Below are 16,967 nucleotides of genomic sequence, written 5' to 3'. Positions count from 1 at the left end.
CTTAATCCAGAAGGCCGTCGAGCTCAGATTTAGCCGCTAGAACATCCGGCAATTTTTCCTTAAGAAGTTGGTCCGATAGGCCTAAAAGTGCGGTGACTTGATTGGGTAGCGAAGCCAAAATTTGATTTTCATCCAAACCCTGATCCTGGCAGTCGCTGATTGTATGGGCGAGGAAAACTGCGCAAGCTAATTTGTTGGGCGTGTCCGCGGCTAAAGGTTCCGCCGATTGTTCGATGGTTTCGACCAATTCGTCAGCAAATTTCCAGCGACGGCAAAGCTCCGCGCAGACCGCCGGGCTGGTATAGCCCAAGCGCCTTTTTTCAATTTCCAATCTGACGTTGCCGTTTTTCACATGCTGATCAATTTCGTTGGCTTCACGGGGACTGCCAATGTGAATGAGCAGGTTGCCCAGATTGCTGATTAGCCCGGCAGTATAGGCGATGTCTGCTGCCAGGCCCGCTTGGGCCGCGAACCATCTTGCATAACCTGCTGTGCGAAAACTATTCCGCCAGCTTTGTTTGACATCGAAATTATCCAATTGCGGTACCACACCGACAATCCCGGATGCGATCACCAAGGTTTTCAGCTGGTTCATGCCCAGCAAGGTGATGGCTTCATCTATAGAGCCAATTTTACGGGATAAACCAAAATGCGCGGAGTTGACCAAACGCAGGATTTTTAAAACAATCACCTGCTCTTTTTCCACGTTTTTGGCTATGTCGAGCATATCCGCGTTGGGATTGTTTAGCTGATTGATGAGGGATCTTACGACTTCGGGTACTTGCGGAATTTTATGGATTTCATCGAACAGTTGGTTCATTTTTGTGGGCATGTCTTCATCCTTAAGCTACGAAACTGTAATTATTCTTAGTGAATTATAGCCAGCCTCGGCGAACAAACCTTATAAATTTAAACCGGTTCAGAGCCCGGCGCCGCCTGAATAAGGGTTACGCCGAGCCAAGCGGATAGCGGTTTAGCTAGGTCTTAAAGTTTCCAACCATGGAGCGCAACTGATTCGCCAGGTCGAGTAACTCGTGGCAGGCATCCGCCGTATTTTTCGCGCCAATCGAAGTCTCTTCGGATACCCGGCTGATATTGCTGATGTTGCGATTGATTTCCTCGGCTACAGCGGTTTGCTCTTCGGCCGCGCTGGCTATCTGATTATTCATATCGTTAATGGTATCGATACGTTCGCTGATAGTGGTTATCGAACCACCGGCGGATGCGGCTTGCTCTACGCTGGAGTTGGCGCGGCTTCTACCGTTTTCCATCACGGCCACGGCCTGTTTCGCGCGGTCCTGCAAGCGTTCGATGGTTTTTTGAATTTCCAAAGTGGAGTTTTGGGTGCGGCTGGCCAAGGTTCTCACTTCATCCGCTACTACCGCGAAGCCACGACCTTGCTCGCCAGCCCTCGCGGCTTCTATGGCGGCGTTCAGTGCCAGCAAATTGGTTTGCTCGGCAATACCTTGAATCACGCCTAATACCTCGCCAATACTGTTACTGTCGTTTTCCAGTTCGTGTATCACATTGGCGGCGTTTTCCACTTCAGACGCCAAGCTGTTGATGCCATGTACCGCATCTTTCACGATGTTTTTGCCTGACGACGCTTCACGGTCGGCGATTTCGGCGGCTTCCGATGCTCTAACGGCATTTTTTGCGACTTCTTGCACCGTCGATGTCATTTGCTTCATGGCATTAGCCACCAACGTGGTTTCGTGCAATTGCCGCTCAACACCGGCTTGAGTCGATTGGGTGATATTCGCAAGCTTATGGGAAGAGCTGGCCAGTTTTTCGCTGGTGGAGCTGATCTGGTCGATGGTTTTGGCTATTTTGCGCACGAAGGTATTAAAACTCGATGCAATCCAGGCAAATTCCGACTTGCCGCTCGCATCCAGGCGAGCCCGCAGGTCGCCTTCGCCACTACCGATGTCCTGCAGTTTCAAAGCCAATGCTGTCAGCGGACCGATGATGATTTTGCTCATCGTGAAGTAGCCGGTAAAACCAATGATGATCAGTGTTATGCATAAGAAGCCGATAGCGTAGAAGGTATTATTCTTCAGCTCGGCTAGCGCCACGCTAAATGGGGTGACGATCTCAAATGCACCATGCAAGTCGCCGGCGTGGCGATTTTCCATCGGATACCCCAGTAAATCTTGGCCCTTTTCGTTATTCCAGAGACTTTGCGATGTCTTGGGGTCGCCATGGCACAATTCGCATTGTTTGACTAATTTGACCGGGCGTAAATAGCGGACTTCCTGTTTTTCTTCGTCTACGTAGCTGAAGTCTTGGGCGGACGGGTTGCTTCTGAAAAACTCCAGCGCTTGACGCTCGATGTCATCCGCTGCGTTCCGGGGGTTTCGGGGGTTAAGAGACGGTGCTTTAAAACGAAAGCCGTGCTCTTTGGCTTCTGCTTCGATGACATCCCAGGCATTGGCCGTCGGTACGGTGGCGATCACCAGTTCTCTGGCTTTAGAGCTACCTTTTTGTTCGACCAATTGCATGAGTTGCTCAGGCGTGTAGATGCCGGCTTCCCATTTTTTTACGACATTGTCGCGGATTGATTCGGACAAAGTGAGTAGTTGCCGCGAGGCTTTGATTTCCCGGTCAATCAGCTTTTGTTTCTCAAAGCTTGAGTAAACAACCAAGATGGCTATGCCTAAAAGTGTTAGCACCGACATGGTGATAGAAACCACCTTTACCCCTACAGAATGCCAGTTCATCATCAACATCCGAAACTCCCCTAAAATACGCTTTAAATTTCTTGTATTAACTGTCTTTCCAGTACCGCCCTGAAGACATGCCAACCGAGTATAGCTTACAATTTAGCGTCAACTATTCTAAAAACTTAACAACTATGCGGAAAATCAAGGTTTTGTTTGTGTGTATGGGTAACATCTGTCGATCGCCCACCGCAGAAGGCGTTTTCTCTCATTTAGTGTCTACAAGAAACCTGGCGGAGCGCTTTCAAATAGATTCAGCCGGTACCCATGCCTACCATGTTGGCGATGCGCCCGATCTGCGCGCGCAAAAAGCCGCTCGCGACAGGGGGATTGAATTGAAACATCTGCGGGCGCGCAAAGTTGTGTCCGCAGATTTCGAAGCGTTCGATCACATTCTGGTCATGGACGACGAAAATCACGCCGTACTAAAAGAAGCCTGTCCGATTGATTTGAGTCATAAAATTCGCCATTTTCTCGATTATGCACCGCACTTGAATCAACGCGAAGTGCCAGACCCTTACTACGGTGGTAGTTATGGTTTTGAGCGGGTGCTGGATATGGTCGAAGAGGCATCGGCGGGATTTTTGCAGGCATTGCAACAAACGGGCGATCTGTAATTAACGGGGTAGGAAAAAGCTCATGGCGATAATCTCGAATACGGTCAGTTACCTGGATCGCGACACGGTGCTGGAAGGTTTTTTTGCTTACGACGATGCGATTGTCGGTCAGAGACCGGTGGTGTTGATCCATCATGCTTGGGGTGGGCGAGACCAGTTTGTGGCTGACAAGGCCTTCAAGTTGGCGGAATTGGGTTACTTGGCGTTCGCTACCGATATGTACGGCAAAGGCGTCCTAGGTAAGACGCCCGAACAAAACGCCAAATTGATGCAACCCTTCATACAAGATAGGGCGAAATTGCAACAGCGCTTACAGGCAGCACTATCCACAGTCAAGCTGATGCCTTGGGCCGACAACGCCAGGATTGCGGCGATAGGCTTTTGTTTTGGTGGTTTATGCGCGCTGGATTTGGCGCGGACCGGTGTGGATATGCGTGGAGTAGTGTCGTTTCATGGATTGCTCGGTGCGCCTGAAAATATCCCGAACCCTCAAATCAAGGCGAAGGTACTGGTGTTGCATGGCTATGACGACCCTATGGCCTCCGCTGAGCAAGTGCTTGCCTTACAAGACGAATTAACCAAGGCTGGTGCGGACTGGCAGTTGCATAGCTACGGGCATACGATGCACGCCTTTACCAACCCGGTGGCTAATAATCCTGATTTTGGTACCGTTTATCAGCCGGTTGCTGATCGCCGGTCTTGGCAGGCGATGCAAAACTTTTTGAGCGAGATTTTTGCCTGACGGCAGAGGGTGGCGTTTGCTATAATCGACTGCTTTATAAACCTGTTAGCCATGCTTAAATGGAATTGATGCTTCAGGCTAACCCGTCGATCGATAAGCTTTCGACTGCACTGGAACCACGGACCCATGTCAGACTTCGCTAAAGAAATTATCCCCGTCAATCTCGAAGACGAGATGAAACAATCCTACCTCGATTACGCCATGAGCGTCATCGTCGGCAGGGCACTCCCCGATGTCAGAGACGGCCTCAAGCCGGTGCACCGTCGCGTCCTTTACGCGATGAACGAGCTCGGAAACGACTGGAACAAACCTTATAAAAAGTCGGCGCGTATCGTCGGTGACGTGATCGGTAAATACCATCCGCATGGTGATACAGCGGTTTACGACACCATGGTGCGGATGGCGCAGCCGTTTTCCTTGCGCTACATGTTAATCGATGGTCAAGGCAACTTCGGTTCGGTGGACGGTGATTCGCCGGCGGCGATGCGGTATACCGAAGTGCGAATGGCCAAAATCGCCCATGAATTACTCGCGGACCTGGATAAGGAAACCGTGGACTTCGTTGCCAACTACGACGAATCGGAATCTGAACCCACTGTGATGCCGACTCGGGTGCCTACTCTGTTAGTCAATGGCTCTGCCGGCATCGCGGTCGGTATGGCCACTAATATTCCTCCACATAATCTGGGTGAGATTATCAGCGCCTGCCTGGCCTTGATCGAAAACCCCGATCTGACGATTCCTGAATTAATGCAAATTGTGCCGGGACCGGATTTTCCGACCGCAGGGATCATCAATGGCGCCTCCGGTATTTTTGAAGCGTATGCCACCGGTCGTGGCCGGATTTACCTGCGTGGCCGCAGCCATTTTGAAGACATTGGCGATAGCGGTCGCCAAGCCATCATCACCACCGAGCTACCCTATCAGGTTAACAAAGCCCGCTTGCTGGAAAAAATCGCCGAACTGGTTAAAGAAGGTAAGTTAGACGGTATATCGGGCCTGCGCGACGAATCCGATAAGGACGGCATGCGCATGGTGATTGAACTGCGTCGTGGTGAAGTGCCGGACGTGGTGCTGAATAATCTGTACAAACAAACCCAAATGCAGACCGTATTTGGTATCAATATGGTGGCGCTGTACGACGGCCGTCCACATTTGATGAATCTGAAAGAGATTCTGGCGGCGTTTGTCGATCACCGTCGCGAGATCGTTACCCGCAGAACCATTTATAACCTGCGCAAGGCACGGGAGAGGGCGCATATTCTGGAAGGTTTGGCGGTTGCATTGGCTAATATCGACGAGATGATTGAGCTGATCAAATCCTCGCCCAGCCCGCAAGAAGCCAAAGTCGGCCTGCTAGCGCAGACCTGGAATGCCGGTTTGGTTGCGTCCTTGCTGGATAGAGCCGATGCGGATCGTTCGCGGCCGGACGATTTGTCTATCGAATTTGGCTTGGTAGACGGCTCTTACCGCTTATCCGAAAATCAGGCGCAGGCTATTTTGGATTTGCGTCTGCATCGCTTGACCGGCTTGGAACAAGAAAAAATCGTCAACGAATACAAGCAGCTGCTGGAACTGATCGACGAATATCTGCATATTTTGGGTAGCGATGTGCGCTTGATGGAAGTAATTCGCGAAGAGCTGGAAGAGATCAAAACTCAATACGGCGATACCCGCCGCACCGAAATCGTCCAGGATTATTCAAATCTGTCCGCTGAAGACCTGATTACCGAAGAAGATATGGTGGTGACGATGTCGCACGAGGGTTACGTGAAAACGCAGCCGCTCAGCGATTACAAAGCTCAGCGCCGCGGCGGCCGCGGTAAGTCGGCGACTGCAACGAAGGAAAACGATTTCGTCGAAAAACTAATCATCGCTAATACTCACGATACGATTCTGTGCTTCTCTTCGGCGGGTAAAGTCTATTGGTTACGGGTGTTTAATCTGCCGGTCGCCAGCCGGGCATCGCGCGGCAAGCCGTTTGTAAATCTGTTGCCGTTGGAAGAAGGCGAGAAGATCAATGCGATGTTGCCGGTCCGTGAGTACAGTGCGGATAAATACATTTTCATGGCCACATCATCGGGTACCGTGAAGAAAACCCCGTTGCCCGAGTTCGAACGCCAGCGCAGTAACGGCAAAATCGCTATCGATCTAAACGAAAACGACACTTTAGTGGGCGTGGCGATTACCGACGGGCAGCAAAACGTGTTGTTGTTCAGCAGTGATGGCAAGGCCGTGTGCTTCAACGAAACCGATGTGCGCTCCATGGGCAGGACCGCTACCGGCGTACGCGGTATCCGTCTGCAGGAAGGCCAAAAAGTCATATCCTTAATCATCGCCAGCGAAGGCACGGTGTTGAATATCACCGAAAACGGTTACGGCAAACGCACTAAGCTGGAAGAGTTTACCCAGCATAGGCGCGGCGGACAGGGCTTAATCGCGATTCAAACCTCCGAGAGGAATGGTGCGGTAGTCGGCGCGGTATTGGTTAACGATACTGACGAGATCATGTTGATCACTGACGGCGGTACGCTGGTGCGGACACGGGTTAAGGAAATTTCCATCGTCGGCAGAAATACTCAAGGTGTTACCGTCATTCGTCTGGATAAGGGCGAAAGAGTCGTTGGCGTTGATTGTATCGATGGTCTGGGCGATGAAGACGATGTGGACGGCGATATCGACGAAAACGATGTTGATGTGGTGGAAACAGACAGCGCCGAACAAGGCGGAGAAGAGGAGTAACGATGGCAAGGATTTACAACTTTAGCGCCGGTCCGTCCATGTTGCCGGAATCGGTACTGGTGCAAGCTCAACAAGAGATGTTGAATTGGCAAGATAGCGGCATGTCGGTGATGGAAATGAGCCACCGCGGTAAGCATTTCATGGCCATCGCCGAAGCGATGAAAAATGATTTGATCGAATTGCTCGCCATTCCGGCCAACTACAAGGTCCTGTTTCTGCAAGGCGGTGCCAGCGCGCAATTTGCAATGATCCCGCAAAACATTCTGAACGGCAAAACCAAGGCCAATTACGTGAACACTGGAGCCTGGTCTACCAGTGCTATCAAAGAAGCCGGTAAATATTGCGAAGTACAGCTTGCTGCCACCTCGGAAGCCGAAAAATTTACTACTATTCCAGCGCTCGATACCTGGAATATCGATAAAGACGCCGCTTATCTGCACTACACCTCTAACGAAACCATTCACGGCGTGGAATTTTCCGAAGTTCCCGACGCAGGGGATTTGCCCTTAGTGTGCGATATGTCTTCGAACATTTTGTCGCGTCCGGTCGATGTCAGTCGCTACGGCATTATTTATGCGGGTACTCAGAAAAATATGGGGCCTTCCGGCGTGACCGTGGTTATCGTTCGCGATGATTTAGTCGGCTTGGCACCAAAAACCGTGCCGGCTGTGTTCGACTACCAGCAACAGGCAAAAGCCGACTCCATGTTGAATACGCCTGCCACCTATAACTGGTATCTGTTGGGGTTGGTGTTGCAATGGCTGAAACAGCAAGGGGGTATCGCGGCCATTGAGCAGCATAATATTCGTAAAGCCGGCAAGCTTTACCAAGTTATCGATGAATCCAGCCTTTACAGCAATCCGGTGGTGAAAGACTACCGCTCCCGAATGAACGTGCCCTTCGTGTTGGCGGATGCGGCGCTGGATAAAGAGTTTTTGGTCTTGGCCGAGAAAAACGGCCTTAGCACGCTCGCAGGCCACCGTTCCGTCGGTGGCATGCGCGCCAGTATTTACAATGCTATGCCGGAAGCCGGGGTCGATGCCTTGATCGATTTCATGGCCGAGTTCGAACGTACTCACTAAGCAATCCAAAATGACGGCGATTATTCCTTTATCGGAGCTGCGCGAACGTATCGACGCGATTGATCAGCAAATATTGCAGTTGATCAATCGGCGGGCGGAGTGCGCTATTGAAGTAGCCAGAACCAAAATGGCCGAAGGCGAAACCGGTAGTTTTTACCGTGCTGATCGCGAAGCTCAGGTGTTGCGCAAAATCAAGGAGCTGAATCCGGGTCCATTGAGTGACGATGCTTCGGTGCATTTGTTCCGGGAATTGATGTCGGCTTGTTTGGCTTTGGAAAAACCCTTGGAAGTGGCGTTTTTGGGGCCGGTTGGCACCTTTACCCAGCAAGCAACCTTCAAACATTTCGGTCACGCCGTGAAGGGCATTCCGGTGGCGACAATACCGGAGATTTTTTTGGCGGTGGAAACCGGTCATTGTCAATTCGGCGTGGTGCCTGTGGAAAATTCCACCGAAGGCGTAATTGCGCATACGCTGGACCGTTTTATGACCACGTCCTTGCAAATTTGCGGCGAAGTCGAAATCCGGGTGCATCAAAACCTACTCGGTAAAATGGACACGTTGGCGGCGATTAACGAAGTCTATTCGCATCAACAATCCTTGGCGCAGTGTCGGCAATGGCTGAATAGCTATTTGCCGGGTGTGCCCTGCACGGCGGTCAGCAGTAATGCCGAAGCCGCCAGGCTGGCGTCTTTGGACCACAATAAAGCCGCGATAGCCGGTCTGATGGCGGCCGAATTGTATGAGTTGAACATCATCGAGCAACACATCGAGGATGAATCCAACAATACCACACGCTTTATCGTCATCGGCAAACAGCAGCCGGCATCCACCGGGCTGGATAAAACATCCATTTTGGTGTCCACCGGCAATCAAGCCGGCGCCTTGCATAAGATTTTGGGGCCGTTTGCCGAATACGGCATCAGCATGGCGCATATCGAGTCCAGGCCATCGCGGCAGGGCTTGTGGGAATACGTGTTTTTTATCGATATCGATGGTCATCGCGACGATCCCGATGTCGCCAAAGCTCTGGAAACCCTGCAAAACAACGTCAAAATGTTGAAAATCCTCGGCTCTTATCCAAAAGCCGTCATTTAATCTTTAATTCGATGAACAAATTTTTAGAACTTGCTACTGCCGGCGTTCAACAGCTGGTGCCTTATGTGCCCGGTAAACCGGTGGATGAATTGCAGCGCGAGCTGGGTATCGCAGAAGTCATCAAGCTGGCTTCCAACGAAAATCCATTGGGCACCGGCGCCAAAGTCGCGGCGGCTATTCAAGCAACCTTGCCCGAATTAACCCGTTATCCCGACGGCAGCGGTTTTACATTGAAAGCCGAATTGTCGGCCAAATTAAATGTGGCGCCCGAGCAAATTACCCTGGGTAACGGTTCCAGCGAGATTCTGGAATTGGTGATGCGGACTTTCGTTACGCCGGAACTGGAAGTAGTGTTTTCCCAGCACGCATTCGCGTTATATCCAATTCTGACGCAAGCCGTCGGCGCCAAAGCCAAAGTGGTGCCGGCTAAAAATTACGGGCATGATTTGGCGGCAATGCGGGCGCAAGTCGGTCCAAAAACCCGAGTCGTGTTTATTGCCAATCCCAACAATCCAACCGGTACTTTGCTGAATAAAAACGAACTGGAAAGCTTTATCGCTGATTTGCCAGCGCATGTGCTGTGCGTCTTAGACGAGGCTTATTACGAGTTTGTCGATCCTGCCGTGCGAACCGAATCGTTGGCTTGGCCGAATCGTTATCCGAATCTGATTATTGCCCGCACGTTCTCCAAGGCCTACGGCTTGGCGGGGTTGCGTATCGGTTACGGGATTTCCTCCCCTGACATCGCCGATCTGTTGAACAGAGTGCGCCAACCTTTCAATTGCAGCATGCTGGCATTAGCCGCAGCGGAAGCCGCGCTGGGGGACACAGATTACCTGAATCAGACCGTGGCTCTTAACAACGCCGGTATGACGCAACTGACTGATGTTTTTAAGGAATTGGATTTACCCTGGATTCCCTCGTCCGGCAATTTCGTTTCCGTGGATGTGAAACAACCGGCTTTGCCGATTTACGAGGCCTTGCTGCGCAAGGGCGTAATCGTAAGGCCGGTTGCCAATTACGAAATGCCTAACCACCTGCGTGTCAGTATCGGCACGGAACGTGAAAACGCCATATTCATAAAAGCGTTGCGCGAGGTGCTGAGCGGTGTTTAACCGCCTGTGCATCATCGGCATCGGTTTGATCGGCGGTTCTATTGCCAGGGCCGCGCGCGCCCAAGGCTTATGTCGTGAAGTCGTTGCCTACGGCCGCGAGAAAAATCTGCCGAATATGCAATTGGCGAAGCAACTCGGTGTCATCGACCAGTTTTACACCGACATAGCTGCGGCATTGCAAAATACCGATTGCGTAATCGTCGCCACGCCGGTCGGTAGCATGAAGGCTATTTTCGAACAAATTAAACCGCACTGGAACTCGAATGCTATTTACAGCGATGCAGGCAGCACCAAGGGCAGCGTGGTTTCCGCATTGGCGGAAGTTTTCGGTACCGTACCCAGCAATTTTGTGCCTGCGCACCCGATTGCCGGCGCCGAGCGCAGCGGTGTGGATGCTTCGACCGTCGATTTGTTTGTCAATCGCCGCCTGATCCTGACGCCGCTAGAAGGCACCGATAAGCTGGCGCTGGCGAAAATCCATACATTTTGGGAAAAGATCGGCTCCAGCGTTTCGGTGATGTCGGTAGAACATCATGATACCGTGCTGGCTGCCACTAGCCACTTGCCGCATATCCTAGCCTTTGCCTTGGTTGGTTTGTTGGGGCGCAAGGACGAACAGCGCGAGATATTCAAATATGCCGCCGGCGGTTTCAGGGATTTCAGTCGCATCGCCTCCAGCGACCCGACCATGTGGCAGGACATCTGTCTGGCCAATAAGCAGGAAATCGTGCCCTTGATTCGCCAGTTTCAAGCGGAATTAAGCAAAATAGAACAATTGCTGGTTGAGGATAAGTCTGCGCAATTGTTCGAAACCTTTACGTATGCCAGAAATGCCCGGCAGCGTTTTCTCGATCAACAAGAAGACTAAGAAGATTAACATGTCACAAACCATTACTTTTCAAGTACAGCCGGGCGGCAGTTTGCGCGGCGAAATCCGTGTGCCGGGTGATAAGTCCATGTCGCACCGTTCGATTATGCTGGGTTCACTGGCGGAAGGTGTCACCCACGTCACCGGTTTTTTAAACGCGGAAGATGCCATTTCTACCTTGGAAGCTTTCCGGGCCATGGGTGTAAAAATCGAAGGGCCGGTCAATGGCGAAGTGACGATACACGGCGTTGGCAAGCACGGTTTGCAAGCGCCGGAGAAACCTTTGTATTTGGGCAACTCCGGTACTTCAATGCGACTGCTGAGTGGTCTGTTGGCAGGTCAGCCGTTCGATGTGGTGTTGACTGGCGATAAGTCGCTGGAATCGCGGCCGATGAAGCGCGTCACCGTGCCGTTGGCGCTGATGGGCGCCGAGATTGTTACCCAGGAAAACGGCACCGCGCCGCTGCATATCAAAGGCAAGGCCGGAAAATTGCAAGGCATTCATTACGATATGCCTATCGCCAGCGCTCAGGTCAAATCCTGTTTGCTGTTGGCGGGCATGTATGCCGAAGGTGAAACCAGCGTCACCGAACCAGCGCCGACCCGCGACCATACCGAGCGGATGTTGAACGGATTTGGTTATCCAGTCATCCGCGAAGGCAGCACAGCCCGTATTACCAATCAAGGCAAATTGACTGCCGCGCGCATTGATGTACCCAGCGATATTTCCTCGGCGGCGTTCTTTCTGGTCGGTGCCAGTATTGCGCCTGATTCGGATGTGACCTTGCGTCACGTCGGCATCAATCCGACACGTACCGGCGTGATCGATATTTTGCGCCTGATGGGGGCGAATATCGAAGTATTGAACGAGAGAGAAGTCGGCGGTGAACCCGTAGCCGATTTGCGTGTGCGTTCGGCACAGTTGAAAGGCATCAACATCCCCGAGCATTTGGTGCCGCTGGCCATCGACGAGTTTCCAGTCTTGTTCGTGGCCGCTGCTTGTGCGGAAGGCCAAACCGTATTGACTGGCGCCGAAGAATTACGAGTCAAGGAATCCGACCGGATTCAAGTGATGGCTGACGGTTTGCAAATTCTCGGTGTCGATGCGCAGCCAACCAAAGATGGTATGGTGATTAACGGCGGCGGTCACATTGGCACTGGGGAAGTGGAATCGCATGGCGATCACCGTATCGCTATGTCCTTTTCGATTGCCGGTTTGCGCGCCAACGGCCCGATCACCATCAGGGATTGTGCGAACGTGAATACATCATTTCCGGAGTTCCGCGATTTGGCTACCAAACTGGGTTTGGCATTAACGAGTTTTTAAGATGCAAGTACCCGTATTGACGATAGATGGTCCCAGTGGCGCAGGTAAAGGCACGGTCAGCCGCGCCGTCGCGAAACTTTTGGGCTGGAATTATCTGGATAGTGGCTCGATTTACCGCTCGTTGGCTGTAGCAGTCTTAAAATCCAGTGTCGAGTTATCGGACGTAACCGCTATTTGCCGAGTCGCTGAAGCTATGTCGTTAGAATTCGATTGTGGCGAACAGTTGATCGTTAAGCTTGATGGCGCCGATATTACTAGCCAACTTGGCTCCGAAACCACCGGCAATACTGCGTCCATCATTGCCGCTTATCCGGAAGTAAGGGCAGTGTTATTGCAAAAACAAAAGGATTTTCAAAGGCTTCCGGGCTTGGTCGCCGATGGTCGAGACATGGGTAGCGTCGTATTTCAGGACGCCAATATCAAGGTTTATTTAACCGCCAGCGCGGAGGAAAGAGCGCTGAGAAGATATAAACAGTTGATTGAAAAGGGAATTGATGCTAACCTTCCCCAAATCACTCGGGAAATAGAAGAACGCGATTTTCGCGATCAGCAGCGAGCTACAGCTCCGCTCACCGTACCGGAAGGTGCACATTTTATCGATTCATCTAGTTTGACTATTCAACAAGTGATTGATCAGGTAGTAAATTTAGTCGATTAAGGCTATTGGTGGTTATCGAATTGTTGTCGATGACTTTATTTTAATTTCAGAGAAGAGAAAGCTTGCTTGAGTCTTAGCAAGTTTGGGAAAGTAGAGATGGGCGAAAGCTTTGCAGAGTTGTTTGAAGAGAGTTATGCCAAGACCGAAATGCGTCCTGGCGCAATGCTAATTGGCACAGTTGTTGATATCGAAAATGAATTTGTTATCGTCAGCACACAAGCCAAATCAGAAGGGGTCATTCCTAAATGGCAATTTCTGAACGCCGACGGCGACCTAGAGGTCAACGTAGGCGACGAAATTGAGGTTGCTCTCGATTTATTTGAAGATGGCCTGGGCGCCACTCTTCTTTCCCGTGATAAAGCCAAGAAAAGTAAAGCTTGGGCGGAACTGGAAAAAGCCTTTGAAACACAAGAAACCATCGTCGGCCGTATCAACGGCAAAGTACGTGGCGGTTTCACTGTTGCAGTCGGTGCGTTGCGCGCCTTCTTGCCAGGCTCTCTGGTTGACGTTCGTCCTATACGCGATACCGCTTTCCTGGAAAACCGCGATCTGGAATTTAAAGTCATCAAAATCGACCAAAAACGTAACAACGTCGTGTTGTCACGTCGTGCGGTCGTCGAAAGCGAATACAGCGCAGAACGCGAAGAGTTGGTTAAAACGTTGCAAGACGGCGCGATTGTTACCGGTATCGTTAAAAACCTCACCGATTACGGTGCGTTTATCGATCTGGGCGGCGTCGATGGTTTGCTGCACATTACCGATATGGCATGGCGCCGTGTACGTCACCCATCCGAGTGTGTAGAAATTGGTCAGGAAGTTAAAGTTAAAGTCCTGAAATTCGACAAAGACAAAACCCGCGTCTCGTTGGGCATGAAACAAATGGATGAAGATCCATGGCAAAACATTGCTCGTCGTTACCCAGCCGGCACTCGCGTGTTCGGTAAGGTCAACAACCTGACCGACTACGGCTGCTTTGTGGAAATCGAAGAAGGCGTCGAAGGCTTGGTACACGTTTCCGAAATGGATTGGACCAACAAAAACGTCAATCCATCCAAAGTCGTGCAATTGGGCGACGAAGTTGAAGTTATGGTTCTGGAAATCGACGAAGAACGTCGTCGGATTTCACTGGGCATGAAACAATGCCGTTCCAACCCTTGGGATGAATTTGCCGCCACGCACAACAAAGGCGACAAAATCTCCGGCAAAATCAAATCCATCACTGATTTCGGTATCTTCATCGGTCTGGACGGTGGTATCGACGGTTTGGTTCACATGTCCGATATTTCCTGGAACGAGAACGACGAAGAAGCGATTCGCAATTACAAAAAAGGTGACGAAGTTGAAACCGTCATTCTGGCTGTTGATTCCGAGCGCGAACGTATCTCCCTGGGTATCAAACAACTCGAACAAGATCCTTTCCAAAACTACATTGCCGTGCATGAAAAAGGCAGCTTAGTTAAAGGCGTCATCAAGGAAATCGATGCTAAAGGTGCAGTGGTGACCTTGGCTGATAACGTTGAAGGCTATCTGCGCGCTTCCGAAATCCAACGTGACCGCGTCGAAGATGCGCGTACTTTGTTGAAAGAAGGCGAAGAAATCGAAGCTAAATTTGTCGGTGTCGACAAAAAGACTAAATCTATTTCTTTGTCTATCAAAGCGAAAGATGTCGAAGAAGAGTCTAATGCTATTAAAGATTACTCGTCACAAAATGCTGGCACAGCCACATTAGGCGATATCTTTAAACAAATGGACAAGTAGTAAAACCATCTCCAAGGGTGGCATGACTAGCTCATGTCACCCTTTTTTGATTATTCAGGGCTGGATGTGACGAAATCAGAATTGATAGAGATGCTGGCACGAAAACAGCCTCATCTCGCGCTTAAAGATGTTGAATTGGCAGTTAGATGCGTTGTTGATCACTTGAGCGATACGTTGGCAAGTGGCGATAGGATAGAAATTAGAGGTTTTGGCAGTTTTTCGTTACACCATCGTTCTGCACGACTGGGACGTAACCCCAAGACCGGCGATTCAGTGTCCTTAACAGAAAAGCATGTGCCGCATTTTAAACCGGGAAAGGAGTTACGGGATATGGTTGATGCTTCCAGGGAAAAATACAAAATCGTCGATTGACGATAGCTTGTAAACCAACAATAGCGACGCCCTCCCATGTTAGGGATGGTGTTGTACTTTAGATGATTTTCTAGTGGCGGCAGTGTCCGCCGCTTAAAATTTTGCCCCATTGCTAAATAGACCCTTAATACAGGATCTAGCTAGAATTTAATCAGGCCGGTAGCCCGTGAGCTTATTTGATCATTATTACAGCTATGATCCTGGCTATGGCTACAGTCTCGACGATCTGTTAAGTGTTCCCGCACCGCAAGAGCCTGCAGATTTCTGTCGGTTTTGGCAGGATAAATATCAAAAAGCCTTAACGGTCTCTCCGCAATTTTCTCTGAATTACCAATGCCAGCGCGCAGGCTATCGGGTTTATGACGTTAGCTATCGGTCTACCGATGATTTTCAGATAGCCGGCTGGTTGCTTGAGCCGGATGCGCAACCCATTACTCGGAGCATAGTGGTTGGCCATGGTTACGGTGGCAGAGAGCAACCCGACTTTCATCTGAACATACCGGGTGCCGCCTTGCTTTTTCCTTGTTTTCGCGGCATATCTCGCAGCCGCTGCGAGCGTTTGCCGGAACAACCCAATCAACATGTCGTGCAAGGCATTGATGATCCTAATCATTATGTAATCGGCGGATGCGTAGAAGATCTATGGTTGGCTGTATCCGTTCTAGCTGAGCATTATCCAGTAAGCGTGGATAAGATCGGCTACATGGGCATTAGCTTTGGTGGCGGAATCGGAGCGCTGGCCGCGCCCTGGGACGCCAGGATCAAGCGAGTACACTTAAATGTGCCCACCTTCGGCAACCAACCTTTGCGTTTAAGCTTGCCTACCAGTGGCAGTGCCGCGGCTTTGAAAGCCTACAGTCAATCTCACCATAATGTGTTTGACACATTAGCCTATTATGATGCCGCTGTCTCTGCGCGTTATGCATTGCAACCCTTGCATGGTGCCGTCGCGCGATTCGATCCGGTCGTAGCGCCACCCGGACAATTTGCAATCTACAACGCTTGGGCCGGCGATAAACAGTTATTTATATTGGATGCGGGGCATTTTGATTATCCGCGCCAACATGATCAGGAGCGGCAGCTGATTGCGGAGCTGCAAAGTTTTTTCGGGGAATCGTCGCTTTAGATTATGAATCGCGAATATCATCACTGGTACAGCCCGCGCTTGGGTCGCGACATGGAATTCCTGGTTTTCGGGCATGCCGGAGCCAAAGTACTGATTTTTCCTACTCGCGACGGCCGGTTTTACGAGTACGAGAACCTCGGCATTGTCGAACGGTTACGCAATAAAATTGAAGCGGGACACATACAACTGTACTGTGTTGACAGCATTGATCATGAAACTTTTTACTGCTTTTGGCGCAAGCCGAAAGACCGTATTCAGCGGCACATGTTTTTCGAAGACTACATACTGAACGAAATCATGCCGTTCATGGCCTTGAAAAATCCACACCCCTGCGTCATCGCGCACGGCTGTAGTTTAGGCGGTTATCATGCGGCCAATATTGCTTTCCGCCACCCGCATTTGTTCAGAAAATTAGTAGCCTTCTCCGGTCGTTTCGATTTGACGCTGGAAGTAGAGTGTTTCAAAAATTTGTTCGACGGCTACTATGACGATCATGTTTATTTTCATACGCCAACGCATTTTTTACCCAACCTGAATTGCCAAGCGCAATTAAAGCATTTGCAGCAAATGGAAATTACTTTGGTGATCGGTAAGGAAGATCCGTTTTTGCAGAACAATCACGAGTTAAGTCACATATTAGCGGCCAAGGGTATTCCCCATGCCTTATACGAATGGGAAGGGCGTGCGCATCAAGGCCACTACTGGCGCAGAATGGCCCCGCTGTATATCTGACAGACTCTATTC

The 16,967-nt window shown here is 50.7% G+C and carries 15 protein-coding genes; 13 read left to right on the top strand and 2 right to left on the bottom strand.

What is annotated here, in order from left to right; translation table 11 throughout:
• Position 1: 1 nt before the first annotated feature.
• Both JL719_RS14455 and JL719_RS14450 read right to left on the bottom strand, forming a co-directional pair.
• Positions 2-832 carry an HDOD domain-containing protein gene (locus JL719_RS14455; RefSeq protein ID WP_033158088.1) on the bottom strand — a complete coding sequence of 277 codons (831 nt, stop codon included), beginning with the start codon at positions 830-832 and terminating at the stop codon, positions 2-4.
• A 145-nt stretch (positions 833-977) separates the two neighbouring features.
• A complete protein-coding gene (locus JL719_RS14450) occupies positions 978-2,729 on the bottom strand; it encodes a methyl-accepting chemotaxis protein (RefSeq protein ID WP_033158087.1) in 1,752 nt (583 codons plus the stop codon).
• A 125-nt stretch (positions 2,730-2,854) separates the two neighbouring features.
• Here JL719_RS14450 and JL719_RS14445 point away from each other — a divergent pair, with 125 nt between their 5' ends.
• The 13 genes from JL719_RS14445 (at position 2,855) to JL719_RS14385 (ending at position 16,955) form a co-directional block, all read left to right on the top strand.
• Positions 2,855-3,337 (top strand): low molecular weight protein-tyrosine-phosphatase, encoded by a 483-nt coding sequence (locus tag JL719_RS14445; protein WP_033158086.1) that lies wholly within the window; start codon positions 2,855-2,857, stop codon positions 3,335-3,337.
• A gap of 22 nt (positions 3,338-3,359) precedes the next feature.
• Entirely contained in the window at positions 3,360-4,079 is a 720-nt protein-coding gene (locus tag JL719_RS14440) for a dienelactone hydrolase family protein (RefSeq protein WP_033158085.1), read from the top strand.
• Positions 4,080-4,205: 126 nt separating this feature from the next.
• A complete protein-coding gene (gene gyrA, locus JL719_RS14435) occupies positions 4,206-6,821 on the top strand; it encodes a DNA gyrase subunit A (RefSeq protein ID WP_033158084.1) in 2,616 nt (871 codons plus the stop codon).
• Between the two features lie 2 nt (positions 6,822-6,823).
• Positions 6,824-7,903, top strand: coding sequence for a 3-phosphoserine/phosphohydroxythreonine transaminase (gene serC, locus JL719_RS14430; protein ID WP_033158083.1), 1,080 nt, complete (start codon positions 6,824-6,826; stop codon positions 7,901-7,903).
• 10 nt (positions 7,904-7,913) lie between these two features.
• Positions 7,914-8,999 (top strand): prephenate dehydratase, encoded by a 1,086-nt coding sequence (pheA, locus tag JL719_RS14425; protein WP_033158082.1) that lies wholly within the window; start codon positions 7,914-7,916, stop codon positions 8,997-8,999.
• A gap of 11 nt (positions 9,000-9,010) precedes the next feature.
• Positions 9,011-10,114, top strand: coding sequence for a histidinol-phosphate transaminase (gene hisC, locus JL719_RS14420; protein ID WP_033158081.1), 1,104 nt, complete (start codon positions 9,011-9,013; stop codon positions 10,112-10,114).
• Positions 10,107-10,982: a prephenate dehydrogenase gene (locus JL719_RS14415; protein ID WP_033158080.1), complete on the top strand. Its 876-nt coding sequence runs from the start codon at positions 10,107-10,109 to the stop codon at positions 10,980-10,982. The genes hisC and JL719_RS14415 overlap by 8 nt, the downstream gene beginning before the upstream one ends.
• A 10-nt stretch (positions 10,983-10,992) precedes the next feature.
• Positions 10,993-12,309, top strand: a complete 1,317-nt coding sequence (aroA, locus tag JL719_RS14410) for a 3-phosphoshikimate 1-carboxyvinyltransferase (protein WP_033158079.1) — start codon at positions 10,993-10,995, stop codon at positions 12,307-12,309.
• Position 12,310: 1 nt separating this feature from the next.
• Entirely contained in the window at positions 12,311-12,967 is a 657-nt protein-coding gene (gene cmk, locus JL719_RS14405) for a (d)CMP kinase (protein WP_033158078.1), read from the top strand.
• 96 nt (positions 12,968-13,063) lie between these two features.
• Positions 13,064-14,725: a 30S ribosomal protein S1 gene (gene rpsA / locus JL719_RS14400; RefSeq protein ID WP_033158077.1), complete on the top strand. Its 1,662-nt coding sequence runs from the start codon at positions 13,064-13,066 to the stop codon at positions 14,723-14,725.
• Positions 14,726-14,791: 66 nt separating this feature from the next.
• On the top strand, positions 14,792-15,097 hold the full coding sequence (locus JL719_RS14395; protein WP_084153381.1) for an integration host factor subunit beta: 306 nt from the start codon (positions 14,792-14,794) through the stop codon (positions 15,095-15,097).
• A gap of 166 nt (positions 15,098-15,263) precedes the next feature.
• On the top strand, positions 15,264-16,223 hold the full coding sequence (locus JL719_RS14390; protein WP_033158076.1) for an acetylxylan esterase: 960 nt from the start codon (positions 15,264-15,266) through the stop codon (positions 16,221-16,223).
• A gap of 3 nt (positions 16,224-16,226) precedes the next feature.
• Positions 16,227-16,955, top strand: a complete 729-nt coding sequence (locus JL719_RS14385; protein ID WP_033158075.1) for an esterase family protein — start codon at positions 16,227-16,229, stop codon at positions 16,953-16,955.
• Positions 16,956-16,967 lie beyond the last annotated feature (12 nt).

It is taken from the genome of Methylomonas sp. LW13 (genome assembly GCF_016865255.1).
Taxonomy (GTDB): Bacteria; Pseudomonadota; Gammaproteobacteria; order Methylococcales; family Methylomonadaceae; genus Methylomonas.
The sequence above is the reverse complement of the archived record's forward strand: the minus strand, read 5'-3'. Positions and strand labels throughout refer to the sequence as shown.